The 15451-nt window shown below is 40.6% G+C and carries 14 protein-coding genes; all 14 read left to right on the top strand.

Going from position 1 to position 15451, the window contains the following annotated elements:
* Positions 1-35 precede the first annotated feature (35 nt).
* The 14 genes from sdaAA (at position 36) to MKY06_RS21495 (ending at position 15334) form a co-directional block, all read left to right on the top strand.
* On the top strand, positions 36-923 hold the full coding sequence (sdaAA, locus tag MKY06_RS21560; RefSeq protein WP_014458410.1) for an L-serine ammonia-lyase, iron-sulfur-dependent, subunit alpha: 888 nt from the start codon (positions 36-38) through the stop codon (positions 921-923).
* The gene (gene recG, locus MKY06_RS21555; RefSeq protein WP_098279076.1) at positions 916-2964 is read left to right on the top strand and encodes an ATP-dependent DNA helicase RecG; all 2049 of its coding nucleotides are present in this window, start codon (positions 916-918) and stop codon (positions 2962-2964) included. The genes sdaAA and recG overlap by 8 nt, the downstream gene beginning before the upstream one ends.
* Positions 2965-3465: 501 nt before the next feature.
* The gene (gene fapR / locus MKY06_RS21550) at positions 3466-4029 is read left to right on the top strand and encodes a transcription factor FapR (RefSeq protein WP_013058909.1); all 564 of its coding nucleotides are present in this window, start codon (positions 3466-3468) and stop codon (positions 4027-4029) included.
* Positions 4030-4049: 20 nt separating this feature from the next.
* Complete coding sequence (gene plsX, locus MKY06_RS21545; protein WP_098279077.1) at positions 4050-5054, top strand: phosphate acyltransferase PlsX; 1005 nt, start codon at positions 4050-4052, stop codon at positions 5052-5054.
* A 3-nt stretch (positions 5055-5057) separates the two neighbouring features.
* Entirely contained in the window at positions 5058-6002 is a 945-nt protein-coding gene (gene fabD / locus MKY06_RS21540; RefSeq protein WP_098279078.1) for an ACP S-malonyltransferase, read from the top strand.
* A 1-nt stretch (position 6003) separates the two neighbouring features.
* Positions 6004-6744, top strand: coding sequence for a 3-oxoacyl-[acyl-carrier-protein] reductase (gene fabG / locus MKY06_RS21535; RefSeq protein ID WP_013058906.1), 741 nt, complete (start codon positions 6004-6006; stop codon positions 6742-6744).
* A gap of 138 nt (positions 6745-6882) precedes the next feature.
* Entirely contained in the window at positions 6883-7116 is a 234-nt protein-coding gene (gene acpP / locus MKY06_RS21530; RefSeq protein WP_013058905.1) for an acyl carrier protein, read from the top strand.
* A gap of 179 nt (positions 7117-7295) precedes the next feature.
* Positions 7296-8042, top strand: a complete 747-nt coding sequence (gene rnc, locus MKY06_RS21525; RefSeq protein WP_013058904.1) for a ribonuclease III — start codon at positions 7296-7298, stop codon at positions 8040-8042.
* A gap of 77 nt (positions 8043-8119) precedes the next feature.
* Complete coding sequence (smc, locus tag MKY06_RS21520; protein ID WP_098279079.1) at positions 8120-11680, top strand: chromosome segregation protein SMC; 3561 nt, start codon at positions 8120-8122, stop codon at positions 11678-11680.
* A 25-nt stretch (positions 11681-11705) separates the two neighbouring features.
* A complete protein-coding gene (gene ftsY / locus MKY06_RS21515) occupies positions 11706-12704 on the top strand; it encodes a signal recognition particle-docking protein FtsY (protein ID WP_013058902.1) in 999 nt (332 codons plus the stop codon).
* Between the two features lie 290 nt (positions 12705-12994).
* A complete protein-coding gene (locus MKY06_RS21510; protein WP_013058901.1) occupies positions 12995-13327 on the top strand; it encodes a putative DNA-binding protein in 333 nt (110 codons plus the stop codon).
* Between the two features lie 12 nt (positions 13328-13339).
* Entirely contained in the window at positions 13340-14683 is a 1344-nt protein-coding gene (gene ffh / locus MKY06_RS21505) for a signal recognition particle protein (RefSeq protein ID WP_013058900.1), read from the top strand.
* A gap of 136 nt (positions 14684-14819) precedes the next feature.
* The gene (rpsP, locus tag MKY06_RS21500; protein ID WP_013058899.1) at positions 14820-15092 is read left to right on the top strand and encodes a 30S ribosomal protein S16; all 273 of its coding nucleotides are present in this window, start codon (positions 14820-14822) and stop codon (positions 15090-15092) included.
* Positions 15093-15103: 11 nt separating this feature from the next.
* Positions 15104-15334 (top strand): KH domain-containing protein, encoded by a 231-nt coding sequence (locus MKY06_RS21495; RefSeq protein WP_013058898.1) that lies wholly within the window; start codon positions 15104-15106, stop codon positions 15332-15334.
* Positions 15335-15451: the final 117 nt, after the last annotated feature.

Genomic DNA, 15451 nt, shown 5'->3' with positions numbered 1-15451 from the left:
AGTGAAAATAAGACAGAATGATAGCGGAGGTTACTATGTTTCGAAACGTAGCAGAACTAGTAGAATTAGCAGAAAGTCAAAATGTAAAAATTGCAGAGATTATGATTCAACAGGAAATAGATATCACGGGAGTTACTCGTGAAGAAATCATGGAAAAAATGGACCGGAACTTAACGGTTATGGAAGAAGCGGTTGAACGCGGATTAAAAGGGGTACAGTCTGTTACAGGTTTAACAGGCGGAGATGCAGTGCTGCTTCAAAACTATATTCAAAGTGGAAAATCTTTATCTGGAAATTTAATTTTAGATGCAGTCAGCAAAGCTGTAGCGACAAACGAAGTAAATGCGGCAATGGGGACAATCTGTGCAACACCTACTGCTGGATCTGCGGGAGTAGTGCCAGGAACGCTGTTTGCAGTGCAAAATAAGCTAAACCCAACTCGTAAAGAAATGATTGAATTTTTATTTACATCAGGTGCTTTTGGGTTTGTTGTAGCCAATAATGCGTCTATTTCAGGAGCAGCAGGCGGATGTCAAGCAGAAGTTGGTTCAGCTTCAGGTATGGCAGCTGCAGCGATTGTTGAAATGGCAGGAGGTACACCGAGTCAGGCAGCTGAAGCAATGGCAATTACTCTCAAAAATATGCTAGGATTAGTATGTGACCCAGTAGCGGGGCTAGTAGAAGTTCCATGTGTGAAACGAAACGCAATGGGAGCGGCGAATGCAATGATTGCAGCAGATATGGCCTTAGCAGGCATTACAAGTCGTATTCCATGTGATGAAGTCATTGATGCTATGTATAAAATTGGTCAAACAATGCCGGTTGCATTACGAGAAACTGCACAAGGAGGCTTAGCGGCAACACCAACAGGTCGCGAGCTTGAAGCGAAGATCTTTGGTATTGCATTAAATAAAAGTGAATGAACTAACAACTATTTCAATTAAAACCATTAAAGGTATTGGAGAGGAAACAGCACAAGCATTAGAGGATATGCATATTCACAGTGTGCATGACTTGTTAGAACATTTCCCATACCGCTATGAAGATTATGAGTTAAAAGATTTGGCTGAAGCAAAGCATGACGAAAAGGTCACCGTAGAAGGAAAGGTTCACAGCGTCCCCTCGCTTACGTATTACGGAAAAAAACGTTCGCGCCTTACGTTTCGGCTGCTAGTAAACCGCTATTTGATTACGGTTACTTGTTTTAATCGCCCTTACTATAAATCAAAGTTAGAAATCGATCAAACTGTTACGGTTACGGGGAAATGGGATCAGCATCGGCAAACGATTAACTTGCAGGAGCTTCAATTTTCTCCGTTTGTTAAAAATCAAACGATTGAGCCTGTTTACTCAGTTAAAGGCAGCTTAACGGTCAAAGGAATGAGGAAGTTCGTCTCTCTTGCGTTGAAGAATTATGGCAGTAGCATTCAGGATATGCTCCCGGCCTCTATTCGTTCTAGATACAAACTAGTAACGCGTGAAGAAGCGGTTAGAAGTATTCACTTACCTCGTGATCATGAAGATTTAAAACAAGCAAGACGTCGATTTGTCTATGAAGAATTTCTACTTTTTCAATTAAAAATGCAGGCGCTTAGAAAGCGCGAAAGAGAAGAAACGCCTGGAATGAAGCAAGTATTTGATTCAACTGAGCTGGTAAACTTCACGAACTTGCTGCCGTTTCCGTTAACAAACGCTCAAAAACGTGTAGTAAACGAAATTACGCACGATATGAAATCGCCTTATCGCATGAATCGCTTGCTGCAAGGTGATGTAGGGTCAGGTAAAACAGTTGTAGCAGCGGTTGCTTTATACGCTACTGTTTTAGCAGGGCATCAAGGTGCTTTAATGGTACCGACTGAAATTTTAGCTGAACAGCATGCTGAGTCATTGACTGCGATGCTTGAAAAGGTAGGAATCAGCGTAGGCTTGCTAACAGGGTCTGTTAAAGGAAAAGCAAGAAGAGAGCTGCTTCAGCGAGTGAAAGACGGAGATGTTCATGTATTAGTAGGTACACATGCCTTAATTCAAGACGAAGTTATATATAATAGTTTAGGGCTCGTCATTACGGATGAACAGCACCGCTTTGGAGTTGGGCAGCGCCGGGTTTTACGTGAAAAAGGAGAGAGTCCGGATGTACTGTTTATGACGGCGACTCCTATTCCAAGAACCCTTGCTATTACGGTGTTTGGGGAAATGGATGTGTCCATTATTGATGAAATGCCAGCAGGACGTAAGGCAATTGAAACATACTGGGTAAAACATGATATGCTTGAACGTATTTTACATTTCGTTGAAAAAGAAATACATGACGGCAGACAAGCTTACGTTATTTGTCCGTTGATTGAAGAATCGGACAAGCTGGATGTTCAAAATGCAATTGATGTACATGCAACACTCACTCACTATTTTAATGGAAAAGCAAGCGTTGGTCTCATGCACGGAAGATTGTCACCTGATGAAAAAGAAGAAGTGATGAAACAGTTTAGCGTAAATGACGTGCAGATTTTAGTATCAACAACGGTTGTAGAAGTAGGAGTGAACGTTCCGAATGCAACCGTGATGGTCATTTATGATGCAGAGCGCTTTGGGTTATCTCAGCTTCATCAGCTAAGAGGACGCGTAGGACGAGGAGATGCACAGTCGTATTGTATTCTGCTCGCGGATCCAAAATCAGAAGTTGGAAAAGAACGAATGACCATTATGACGGAAACAAACGATGGATTTGTATTATCAGAAAGAGACTTAGAGCTTCGTGGACCTGGTGATTTCTTTGGTAGAAAACAAAGCGGGATGCCTGAGTTTAAAGTAGCCGATATGGTGCACGATTACCGTGCGCTTGAAGTAGCTCGAGAAGATGCTGCTAAGCTTGTAAATTCCGACAGCTTTTGGGCAGAAGATCAGTTTGCACTGCTGAGAATACAACTAGAAGCAACGGGCGTATTAACTGGAGAAAAATTTGATTAGTAAAAGAGACTGAAACAAAGTATTTTAGTTGAAGGAAAATCCGAACGATCAATCGTTCGGATTTTTTTCATTGTGATGATGAACGTAGATTTCATGTATGTGATGGGTATGCAGGTGCTTTTAACTGTTGAGTGAAGGGCAAGGCACTCCTGCGGGGAAAGCCGAATAGATGAGACCCCGCAGAAGCGTAAGGGACGAGGAGGATCACCGGCCGGCCGCGGAAAGCAAAGTCTTGCACGGAAATCAGCAGCGGTGTAACAAGCAATCTATACGAGCTCCTTTATCCCATTTGTTCATCTTTAGATTGAAGTGATCTAGTTATGTCTCAATCTCTTTTCGTCTATAAAGATAAAAAACGGCTTAGAGTGAAAGAGTTAGCGGCTGGTGGCCATTAATACTACGTTCATGCGCAGAATCCAGCATGTGAAAAATGTTGCAATTAGAAGGTAATGATTATATACTGCTATTAGTACCTAGTATTAAAAGTTCGGATGGTGGAGAATGAAGCGCAGTAAAAAAGAAAGACAGCAGCTATTAAAAACGACAATTGAAGAAAACCCATTTATTACGGATGAAGAACTAGCAGACCGTTTTTCAGTGAGCGTTCAAACAATTCGATTAGACCGCCTAGAGTTGTCAATTCCTGAACTGCGAGAACGCATTAAGCATGTAGCTTCAAAACAACTAGACGAGGAAGTGCGTTCGCTTCCGATTGAAGAAGTAATTGGAGAAGTTATCGACATTGAACTAGATCAATCAGCGATATCTATTTTTGATGTGAAAACAGAGCATGTGTTTCAGCGTAATCAAATTGCTCGTGGTCACCACCTTTTTGCGCAAGCTAATTCGTTAGCTGTCGCTGTTATTAACAACGAACTAGCGCTCACAGCAGATGCGTCGATCCGTTATCATCGCCCTGTTAAGCTTCATGAACGAGTGATAGCAAAAGCGAAAGTTCTGTCAACTAGTGAAGTGCGAACCACCGTTGAGGTAAACAGCTATGTAGGGCAAGAGCAAGTGTTCTCTGGCACTTTTAAAATGTATCGTTCTACAAAGGATAAATAATAAAAAGGATGAGACTCAACATGAAACTAGCTATTGATGCAATGGGCGGAGATCATGCACCGAAAGCCATTATTGAAGGTGTAGAAAAAGCTACTGCTCAATTTAAAGAATTACATATTACGTTAATTGGAAACGAATCAGAAATAAAAAAGTATTTAACAAATTCAGATCGTATTTCGATTATTCATACAGAAGAAACCATTGATGCAATTGATGAGCCAGTGCGAGCTGTGCGCCGTAAAAAACAAGCATCTATGGTATTAATGGCAAATGAAGTAGCCGAAGGTCGTGCTGATGCTTGTATTTCAGCAGGAAATACAGGGGCGTTAATGACAGCGGGACTTTTTATTGTAGGTCGCATCAAAGGCATTGAACGTCCAGCACTTGCTCCGACGCTTCCGACACTAGATGGAAAAGGCTTTTTAATGCTAGACGTTGGTGCAAACGTTGATGCCAAGCCTGAACATTTGCTCCAGTATGCTGTGATGGGGTCTGTGTATGCCGAAAAAGTACGCGGCATTCAAGCTCCTAGAGTGGGGCTGCTGAACATTGGAACTGAGGATAAAAAAGGAAATGATTTAACAAAGCAAGCCTTTCAGCTGCTAAAGAATGCTGATCTCAATTTTGTAGGCAACGTGGAATCCCGTGATTTGCTAAACGGCGTAGCGGATGTGGTTGTAACAGATGGTTTTACAGGGAATATGACTCTTAAGAGCATTGAAGGAACGGCGCTTTCCTTGTTTTCTATGATTAAACAAGAATTAATGAGCACGTTAAAAAGCAAGTTAGCCGCAGCGGTGCTAAAGCCTCAGCTGCAGGGCTTAAAAGCGAAAATGGATTACAGTGAATATGGAGGAGCAGGGTTGTTTGGATTGCATGCGCCTGTTATCAAAGCGCACGGTTCGTCGGATGCGAATGCAGTATTTAGCGCGATTAAGCAAGCTGTGAATATGGTGGAAAACAATGTGTCTTCCACTATTCAAAAAGCAATCGAACAAACTGCTAATGAAGAAAAGGAGAGATAAGAAATGGGGAAAATTGCTTTTATCTTTCCAGGCCAAGGGTCACAAACTGTTGGTATGGGAAAAGATTTATATGATGGAACAGAGGAAGCGAAAAAGCTGATTCATACAGCTGACGAAGCTTTAGGGTTCAGTCTTTCAAACATTATTTTTGAAGGGCCTCAAGAAGAATTGACTTTAACTTATCACGCTCAACCTGCTCTTTTAACAACGAGTACAATGCTGCTTGAAGCATTTAAAACGAGCGGAATTACACCCGATTTTGTTGCGGGTCACAGTCTAGGAGAATACAGTGCGCTTGTGGCTGCTGAGGTTTTATCGTTTAAAGATGCCGTTGTTGCTGTTCACAAAAGAGGTCGCTATATGGACGAGGCTGTACCAGCAGGTCAAGGTACAATGGCAGCAGTGCTTGGCATGTCAGCGGAAGATCTAGAAGCCGTTACCGCTCAAATTACAAGCGAAGGCGACGCTGTTCAGCTTGCAAATATTAACTGTCCGGGTCAAATTGTTATTTCTGGTACGGTAAATGGCGTAGAAAAAGCAGGAGCTCTTGCCAAAGAAAAAGGTGCAAAACGCGTGATTCCTCTAGTGGTAAGCGGTCCGTTCCACTCTAGTTTAATGAAGCCAGCTGCTGAAAAACTACGTGATACGCTAGAAACAGTGGGCTTTAGCGATGCGAAGGTTCCAGTTATAGCAAACGTAACAGCAAAGCCGGTTACTGACAGTCGAGATATTCAAAACAAGCTAGTGGAACAACTGTATTCTCCAGTGAGATGGGAAGAAACAGTTGAAACACTTCTTGCAGAAGGTGTAGATACATTTGTTGAAATTGGACCAGGAAAAGTATTATCAGGTCTTGTGAAAAAAGTAAGTCGCCGTGCGACTGTGTATGCTGTTAATGATCTTACATCATTAAAATCAACGATTGACGCACTAAAAGGGGGAGAATAACATGTTACAAGGGAAAGTTGCGGTTGTAACAGGCGCTTCTCGCGGAATTGGTCGTGCCGTTGCAATTGAGCTGGGAAAGCTTGGTGCTAAAGTAGTTGTAAACTATTCTGGCAGCGAAGCGAAAGCTCTTGAAGTTGTGGATGAAATTAAAGGATTAGGAACGGATGCAATTGCTGTACAAGCAAATGTGGCAGAAAGTGATTCTGTACAAGCAATGATAAAAGAAGCGATTTCTACATTTGGTTCAGTAGATATTTTAGTGAACAACGCGGGCATCACACGTGATAATCTTCTTATGCGTATGAAAGAAGACGAATGGGATGATGTTATTAATACAAACTTAAAAGGCGTATTTTTGTGTACAAAAGCGGTTACTCGTCAAATGATGAAGCAGCGCGCAGGACGTATCATTAATATTTCATCAATTGTCGGCGTCAGCGGTAATGCTGGACAAGCAAATTATGTAGCAGCAAAATCAGGCGTGATTGGTTTAACAAAAACAACTGCCAAAGAATTAGCAAGCCGCAATATTACAGTGAATGCAGTTGCTCCTGGTTTCATTGCAACAGACATGACGGATAAATTGAATGAAGAAGTGCAGGCGGAAATGTTAAAGCAAATTCCTCTTGCAAGCTTCGGCCAGCCTGAGGATGTTGCGAACGCAGTTGCGTTTTTAGCATCAGATGCAAGCCGTTATATTACGGGTCAAACGATTCACGTTGACGGCGGAATGGTGATGTAAAAAATGCACTTTACGAAAAGTGTAATTTGGTGATAAAGTACAAAGGGACGTTTACTAGGCGACCGATAAACTTTATTATTCAACCATAGTATTTTACATGGAAATCATCTATAATGACTTGAGGGGAGGTGAAGAACAATGGCAGAGGTACTAGAACGCGTAACAACAATCATTGTTGATCGTCTTGGTGTAGACAAAAGTGAAGTGAAACTAGAATCTAGTTTCAAAGAAGACTTAGGTGCTGACTCTCTAGACGTAGTTGAATTTGTAATGGAGCTTGAAGAGGAATTTGATATCGAAATTTCTGACGAAGAAGCTGAAAAAATTTCAACTGTAGGAGATGCAGTTAATTACATACAGAGCCAAATTTAATCTGTAGTATATGTATGAAAAGCCCCGTTAAACAGCGGGGCTTTCTCTTCTTTTTAAGAATTTCAAAAAAAGACCTCTTTTTTTGAAAAGGTAGTGTATCTTTTAGGATACCTCGTTTTATAATGAGAGATGTTAGGAAAAACTACGAAACAATTGAAGCATGTCAGCGGAGGTATTTTATGCCTAAACAATATTCAAATCGAGATCGAAAGATGAACGTGAAATTCAAGCAAAATTTTGCAGAGTTTCAAAAGGAAATTGGTATTCAGTTTACAAATGAAGCGCTTCTTTTTCAAGCATTTACACATTCATCCTATGTGAATGAGCATCGCAGAAGACCGTATGAAGACAATGAGCGTCTTGAGTTTTTAGGAGATGCCGTATTAGAGCTAACCGTATCACAATTTTTATTTAAAAAGTATCCAACGATGAGTGAAGGTGAGTTAACGAAGCTTCGTGCAGCAGTTGTGTGCGAACCGTCGCTTGTTACTTTTGCAAATGAAATGGATTTTGGTAAACTAGTGTTACTTGGAAAAGGTGAAGAGATGACCGGCGGCCGATCTAGACCGGCTTTACTGGCCGATGTGTTTGAAGCATTTATCGGAGCTCTTTATTTAGACCAAGGGCTTGATACGGTAGTAACGATTCTAAAAAAAGTTGTCTTTCCAAAAATTAATGAAGGTGCTTTTTCTCATGTGATGGATTTCAAAAGCCAGCTTCAAGAAGTGATTCAACGTGATGGAGTTGGACAATTAGAATACAAAGTTTTGCAAGAAAAAGGTCCAGCGCATAATCGCGAATTCTTATCTCGCGTATCGTTAAATGGTGAAGAGCTCGGCGTTGGTGTAGGCCGTTCGAAAAAAGAAGCAGAGCAAAAAGCAGCTCAAGTAGCTATTACGAAAATTAGAGCAAGTCAAACGAAATAAAATGATCCCCCTCTTAACGTATTCGTTATAAAGGGGGATTTGCTATGAAAAGATTACAAGTGTGAGGGGGGATTTCTATGTTCCTCAAACGATTAGATATTGCAGGATTCAAATCGTTTGCAGAAAAAGTATCGATAGATTTTGTGCCAGGTGTAACGGCGGTAGTAGGACCGAATGGAAGCGGAAAAAGCAACATTACGGATGCCATACGCTGGGTGCTTGGAGAACAATCAGCCAAATCGCTTCGTGGAGGGAAAATGGAGGACATTATTTTTGCAGGAAGCGAATCGCGCCGTGCTGTAAATGTTGCTGACGTAACGCTTACGTTGGAAAATGATGACCAGTTTCTCCCGCTTGACTATCATGAAGTTAGTATTACAAGGCGCGTGTACCGCTCAGGAGACAGTGAATTTTTTATTAACAACCAGCCGTGCCGCTTGAAAGATATTGTCGATTTATTTATGGATTCAGGACTTGGAAGAGAAGCTTTTTCGATTATCAGTCAAGGAAAAGTAGAAGAAGTACTAAGCAGTAAATCTGACGAGCGCCGTAAAATTTTTGAAGAAGCAGCAGGTGTATTAAAATACAAAACGCGTAAACGAAAAGCGGAGCTTCGACTTCTTGAAACGCAAGAAAATTTAAATCGAGTGGTAGATATTCTTCATGAAATTGAAGGTCAGTTAGAGCCTTTACAGATTCAATCGTCTATTGCAAAAGATTATTTGCAGAAAAAAGAAGAATTAGAGCACATTGATGTGGCTGTTACGGTATTTGAAGTTGAAGATCTTCATCAGAAATGGGAAAAATTAAAAGCTGAAATGGCTCAGCACGAGCAGCTTGAAGAATCTCTCGCGACGAATATTCGCACGCGTGAAGGAGAAATCCAGACCCTTCGTTTGCACATTCAGCAAATAGATGAACAACTAGACTCTTTACATAAAAAACTACTATATGTAAGTGAAGAAGTAGAAAAGCTAGAAGGCAAAAAAGAAGTATTAAAAGAGCGTAAGAAAAATGCCTTTCAAAATAAAGAGCAGCTGGAACGTTTAGTAAAAGAGTATACTCATAAGCATCAAGAGCTAAGTAAAGCAAAAGACAGCGAAGGAAAAGATCTTGAGCAATCTCAAAAAGAAGTACAAGAGATACGTCTGAAGCTTACTGAGCAGGAACAACTGTTCAGGCAGTACAGCGAGAATCTAGAAGAAAAACTTGAACAGATGAAAAGCGAGTATTTTGAATTAGCGAACGCTCAGACATCCGCCCGAAATGAAATTTCATTTTTAGAGCAGCAAAAAATGCAAACGTTTGAAAAAGAGCAGCGTTTAACAAAATCCAACGAGCAATACGTAGAACAGCGCCGTGAATTAACGCAGCGAAAAGAAGCGGCGATCAAAAGGCTTGCTCAGTTTCGTCAAGAGCTTCAGCAAGCTGTACAAGTGTATAAGCAGCAAGGAGAGAAGCTTGAGTCATTAAGGCAAGCCTATCGTAAACAAGAGTCTACGCTTTATCAAGCTTATCAGTACGTGCAGCAGACAAAATCACGAAAAGAAATGCTTGAAGAGATGCAAGAAGACTATGAAGGTTATTTTCACGGTGTAAAAGAAGTATTAAAAGCGCGTGATGAGAAGCTTGCAGGTATTAAAGGTGCCATTGCTGAGCTAATCAATGTTCCAAAAGAGTATGAAACAGCGCTTGAAATTGCGCTTGGAGGAGCAGCTCAGCATATTGTCGTTCAAGACGAACAAAGTGCACGTCAGGCAATTGGCTTTTTGAAACAAAACGGTTACGGGAGAGCTACATTTTTACCACTGACGTCTGTAAAAGACCGCTATGTTCCGGCTCAAACTATTTCTATGCTAGAGAGTCACGAAGCGTATGTAGGAATTGCTTCATCTCTTGTTAAATACGAAGCTACCTACGAACGAGTTATTAAAAATTTGCTTGGAACCGTTATTGTTGTCAATGATTTAAAAGGTGCAAATGAACTTGCCCGTCTTGTACAGCATCGCTATCGTTTTGTGACCGTTAAAGGAGATGTCGTCAACCCCGGTGGTTCGATGACAGGCGGTTCAATGAAGCAAAAGTCCAACTCTTTGTTAGGCCGTCAGCGTGAAGTGGAAGCCATTACGGCAAAAATAGAAGAGATGGAACAAAAGACGCTTGTGCTCGAGCAAGATGTGAAAGATAAAAAGTCACAGATTGAAGAACTTCAGCAGGAAATTAATAAACAGCAGGCATTTGTGGAACGCTTGAAAGACAAAGAGCAGGAGTCTGACCGAGAAGTAAAGCAAATTGACATCGAAGAAAAAGCAGTGAATGACCGATTGACCATGTACGATCATGATATTGCTAGCTTTAGGCAAGATCAAACGAGCTTGTCCGCTCGAATTGATGAGCTGCATACGAGTTTGCAAGGAAATCAGCAGCAGGCAAATGTGTTAGAGAAAAACATTGAAGAGTTAGCTGCACGCAAGCATACACAGCAAACGTCTAAAGAAACGGTTCAACATGAGCTTACAGAAGTAAAAGTCCTTCTTGCGAAAAAAGAACAGTTCCTCGCAAATCAGCAAGAAAAATATGAAAGAGTGTGTTTTGAGCTTGATCAAAACATTCAGCGTTTATCTGAAACTACAGATGATCTTTCTCTTTTAACGAGTGAAATCACGAGCAACGACTCGGGTGAACTTCAGCTCGAAGAAGCGGCGCATGAGCGAATAAAAGAAAAGACAGAAACGTTGAAATTAATGGATGACTGCAGATCAGAGCGGTTAAAAGCCCAGAATAAACTTGAAGACGAAGAGAGGATTGTAAAAGAGCTGCAGCGTCAGTACAAACAAATTGCGGATGCTTTAAAAGATGAAGAAGTCAAAATTAATCGAATTGACGTAGAGCTAGACAGCCGTCTGCAGCAGCTGACAGAAGAGTACGAAATTAGCTTTGAAGCAGCAAAAGAAAAGTATCCTTTAACATTAGATATTCAAGAAGCGAGGAAAAAAATCAAGCTCATTAAGTTGGCAATTGATGAATTAGGAACCGTAAACTTAGGTTCTATTGAACAATACGAACGCGTTTCAGAGCGCTATGAATTTTTAAATACGCAGCGAGCGGACCTTGACGAAGCGAAAAACACGCTGTATCAAGTGATTGAAGAAATGGACGAGGAAATGAAGAAACGTTTTTCTGATACTTTCTCTCGTATCCGCAATGAATTTGGTACAGTGTTCTCTTCACTATTTGGGGGAGGAAAAGCGGATTTGAAATTAACAGATCCGAAAGATTTATTAAATACAGGGGTGGAAATTGTTGCCCAGCCTCCTGGGAAAAAACTGCAGAATCTAGGGTTGCTGTCAGGCGGAGAGCGTTCGTTAACAGCCATTGCTCTCCTGTTTTCTATTTTGAAAGTACGTCCAGTGCCGTTTTGTGTGCTAGATGAAGTGGAAGCGGCGCTTGATGAAGCAAACGTTCATCGCTTTGCTACGTATTTACGCAAATTTAGTAATCAAACACAGTTCATTGTTATTACTCACCGAAAAGGTACAATGGAAGAAGCTGATGTACTGTACGGTGTGACGATGCAAGAATCTGGCGTATCGAAATTAGTCTCTGTTCGTTTAGAAGAATCAAAGCAATATGTTTAACTCATAGAATGAAAGGGTGGTACGAGTGAGCTTTTTTAAGAAACTAAAAGAAAAAATTACAATGCAAACGGATTCTGTTACACAAAAATTTAAAGATGGACTATCAAAAACGCGCAATTCTTTTTCAGAACGCGTGAATGATCTAGTGTCTCGCTATCGTCAAGTAGACGAAGAATTTTTTGAGGAATTAGAAGAAATTTTAATTAGTGCTGATGTCGGTGTGGCTACCGTGTTAGATTTAATTGATGACTTAAAATCGGAAGTGAAACGCCGTAATATTAAGGACCCTCAAGATGTGCAGGCTGTCATCTCTGAGAAATTAATTGATATTTATGAATCTGGTGAAGAGCAGATTGGTGAACTGAATATGCAGCAAAATGATTTAACGGTGATTTTGTTTGTAGGGGTAAACGGCGTTGGGAAAACAACAACAATTGGGAAAATTGCGCATAAATTCAAACAAGAAGGCAAAAAAGTCGTAATGGCAGCAGGAGATACGTTCCGTGCCGGTGCGATTGAGCAGTTAGAAGTATGGGGAGAACGCGTTGGTGTTGATGTTATTAAGCAATCTGCAGGCTCTGACCCTGCCGCTGTCATGTATGACGCTGTTCAGTCAGCCAAGGCTCGAAAAGCAGATGTTTTACTATGTGATACAGCAGGGCGCCTTCAAAACAAAGTGAATTTAATGAAAGAATTAGAGAAAGTAAAGCGTGTTATTGAGCGAGAAATTCCTGGTGCTCCTCATGAAGTACTTCTTGTACTTGATGCGACGACGGGTCAAAACGCTTTAAGTCAGGCTAAAACATTCTCAGAAGCAACGAACGTGACGGGAATTGTGTTAACAAAACTAGATGGTACGGCTAAAGGCGGAATTGTTCTTGCCATTCGAAACGAACTGAAGCTTCCTGTTAAATTCGTTGGACTTGGAGAAAAAGTAGACGACCTTCAGCCGTTTGACACGGAGCAATATATCTATGGGTTATTTGCCAATGCTGTAGAAGAAGAAACAGAAAAAGAGGCGTAATCTAAAAAGAGGCTGGGATATAAGTATCTTAGTTGAAGAAAGATCCGAACGATTAATCGTTCGGATTTTTTTATTAGTAGGGTGGACGCAGGTTTCATACGAGCTCCCTTAACCCGTTTGTTCGTCTTTAAATCGAAGTGATTTAATCATATCTCCATCTCTTTCAAGTGGGAAAATGTGAGGTGTTAAGGAAAAAACTTGACATTCAAACCTAGCCTAGTTAAACTAATAACATGTAAAGGCTTTTCACTTAACAAGGGGGCGGTCAGATGGTTGAAAAGAGCGTGCATATGCTCGAAAAAACAACAAGAATGAATTACTTATTTGACTTCTATCAGGCGCTGTTGACGCCCAAACAAAGAAGTTATATGTCACTTTATTACTTGGATGATTATTCCCTCGGTGAAATAGCGGAAGAATTTGATGTGAGTCGTCAAGCAGTTTATGATAATATAAAACGTACAGAGCAAATGCTTGAACAATATGAGGAAAAGCTATTGTTATTTCAACGGTTTCAAGAGCGTCAATCAATTGTTCAACAACTGAAAGACGAACTTGCAGCTGACTTAAACAAGAACAGTAAGCTTTCTTCTCTTCTTGATTCGCTCGAGAAATTAGATTAGGGGGCGGCGTATATGGCATTTGAAGGATTAGCCGACCGTTTGCAAAGCACACTGCAAAAGTTAAAAGGAAAAGGAAAAGTTAACGAAGCTGATGTTAAAGAAATGATGCGTGAAGTTAGACTTGCCCTTTTAGAAGCCGATGTAAACTTTAAAGTAGTAAAAGACTTTGTTAAGCGCGTAAGCGAACGTGCTGTAGGTCAAGACGTTCTTAAGAGCTTAACGCCTGGACAACAAGTTATTAAGGTTGTACAAGAAGAATTAACTGCACTTATGGGCGGAGAGCAAAGCAAGATTGCAGTAGCTCCAAAAGCTCCAACTGTAATTATGATGGTTGGACTTCAAGGTGCAGGTAAAACAACAACAACCGGTAAACTTGCCAATTTATTACGTAAAAAATATAACCGTAATCCATTGCTTGTAGCAGCAGATATTTATCGTCCGGCAGCTATTAAACAGCTTGAAACACTAGGGAAACAGCTTAGCATGTCTGTTTTTTCATTAGGTGATCAAGTAAGTCCTGTGGAGATTGCGAAACAAGCTATTGCTCATGCGAAAGAAGAGCATCACGATTATGTATTAATTGATACAGCGGGACGTTTGCATGTTGATGAAAATCTAATGGAGGAGTTAGAACAGATCAAAGAGCTTTCTAACCCAGACGAAATTTTCCTTGTTGTCGATGCGATGACGGGTCAAGATGCGGTAAACGTTGCGGATAGCTTTAATAAGCAATTAGGATTAACTGGAGTTGTATTAACGAAACTAGACGGCGATACGCGCGGTGGTGCAGCGCTTTCTATTCGTGCAGTAACCGATACACCAATTAAGTTTGTCGGTCTTGGAGAAAAAATGGATGCTATTGAAGCATTCCATCCAGAGCGTATGGCTTCCCGTATCTTAGGTATGGGTGATGTGCTGACGCTTATCGAAAAGGCTCAGGCAAATGTAGATGCTGAAAAAGCAAAAGAGCTTGAAGCTAAGTTGCGCACGCAGTCATTTACATTTGATGACTTTTTAGATCAACTTGCTCAGGTGCGTCAAATGGGACCGCTTGATGAGCTAATTGGTATGCTTCCGGGCGCCAATAAAGTAAAGGGGCTCAAAAACCTGCAGGTTGATGAAAAGCAAATTAATCATGTAGAAGCAATCATTCGTTCTATGACGAAAGCGGAAAAAACAAACCCTGAAATCATTAATGCAAGTCGAAGAAAGCGTATTGCAAAAGGAAGCGGACGATCTGTACAAGAAGTCAACCGTTTACTTAAACAATTTGAAGACATGAAAAAAATGATGAAACAAATGACAAATATGTCAAAAGGCAAGAAAAAGGGTATGAAACTTCCATTCTTTTCATGATAAAATGCTTGATTTGGACTGAAAAACCAAAGAAAATAAAATATTTTTCTAGTGTTAAGAAAAAAACCTTTACAAACATTTTACCTATTTGATATTATATTATCTTGTTGAAACATATTCGGAGGTGCTTTATAAAATGGCAGTAAAAATTCGTTTAAAACGTATGGGAGCTAAAAAATCTCCTTTCTATCGTATCGTAGCAGCAGACTCTCGTTCACCACGTGATGGACGTTACATCGAAGTAGTTGGAACTTACAATCCTGTAGTTCAACCAGCTGAAGTTAAAATCGATGAAGAGCTAGCTCTTAAATGGTTACAAAATGGTGCTAAACCATCTGATACAGTTCGTAACCTTTTCTCTAACGAAGGCATCATGGAAAAATTCCATAATGCTAAATTAGGAAAATAATTTCACTCGAGATGACATCACTAATCGAAACAATTGTAAAGCCGCTTGTTGATTATCCAGCTGATGTTAAAGTGGAGGAACAAGAAGATGAACGTCAAGTGACTTACATCCTTACTGTTCACCAAGAAGATGTCGGCAAAGTAATCGGCAAACAAGGCCGCGTTGCAAAAGCGATTCGAACTGTTGTGAATGCAGCAGCATCACAGCAAGGTAAAAAAGTGTATGTGAAAATTCAAGAGTAATCAAAAAGGGAGAGGGATAACCTCGCCCTTTTTTTATGTTATGATAAGATGAACGTTTTGATCACAGTAAGTCTTTTGCGAGCAAGAGGTAGCTATTTCAATATGCATGTAAAAAGC

The sequence above is a fragment of the Priestia sp. FSL P4-0332 genome (genome assembly GCF_038005845.1).
In the GTDB taxonomy this organism is placed as follows: domain Bacteria; phylum Bacillota; class Bacilli; order Bacillales; family Bacillaceae_H; genus Priestia.
The sequence above is the reverse complement of the archived record's forward strand: the minus strand, read 5'-3'. Positions and strand labels throughout refer to the sequence as shown.

Coding starts and splice junctions, on each gene's coding strand:
- sdaAA (WP_014458410.1), top strand. CDS start 36: ATGTTTCGAAACGTAGCAGAACTAGTAGAATTAGCAGAAAGTCAAAAT.
- fapR (WP_013058909.1), top strand. CDS start 3,466: ATGAAGCGCAGTAAAAAAGAAAGACAGCAGCTATTAAAAACGACAATT.
- plsX (WP_098279077.1), top strand. CDS start 4,050: ATGAAACTAGCTATTGATGCAATGGGCGGAGATCATGCACCGAAAGCC.
- fabD (WP_098279078.1), top strand. CDS start 5,058: ATGGGGAAAATTGCTTTTATCTTTCCAGGCCAAGGGTCACAAACTGTT.
- fabG (WP_013058906.1), top strand. CDS start 6,004: ATGTTACAAGGGAAAGTTGCGGTTGTAACAGGCGCTTCTCGCGGAATT.
- acpP (WP_013058905.1), top strand. CDS start 6,883: ATGGCAGAGGTACTAGAACGCGTAACAACAATCATTGTTGATCGTCTT.
- rnc (WP_013058904.1), top strand. CDS start 7,296: ATGCCTAAACAATATTCAAATCGAGATCGAAAGATGAACGTGAAATTC.
- smc (WP_098279079.1), top strand. CDS start 8,120: ATGTTCCTCAAACGATTAGATATTGCAGGATTCAAATCGTTTGCAGAA.
- MKY06_RS21510 (WP_013058901.1), top strand. CDS start 12,995: ATGCTCGAAAAAACAACAAGAATGAATTACTTATTTGACTTCTATCAG.
- ffh (WP_013058900.1), top strand. CDS start 13,340: ATGGCATTTGAAGGATTAGCCGACCGTTTGCAAAGCACACTGCAAAAG.
- rpsP (WP_013058899.1), top strand. CDS start 14,820: ATGGCAGTAAAAATTCGTTTAAAACGTATGGGAGCTAAAAAATCTCCT.
- MKY06_RS21495 (WP_013058898.1), top strand. CDS start 15,104: ATGACATCACTAATCGAAACAATTGTAAAGCCGCTTGTTGATTATCCA.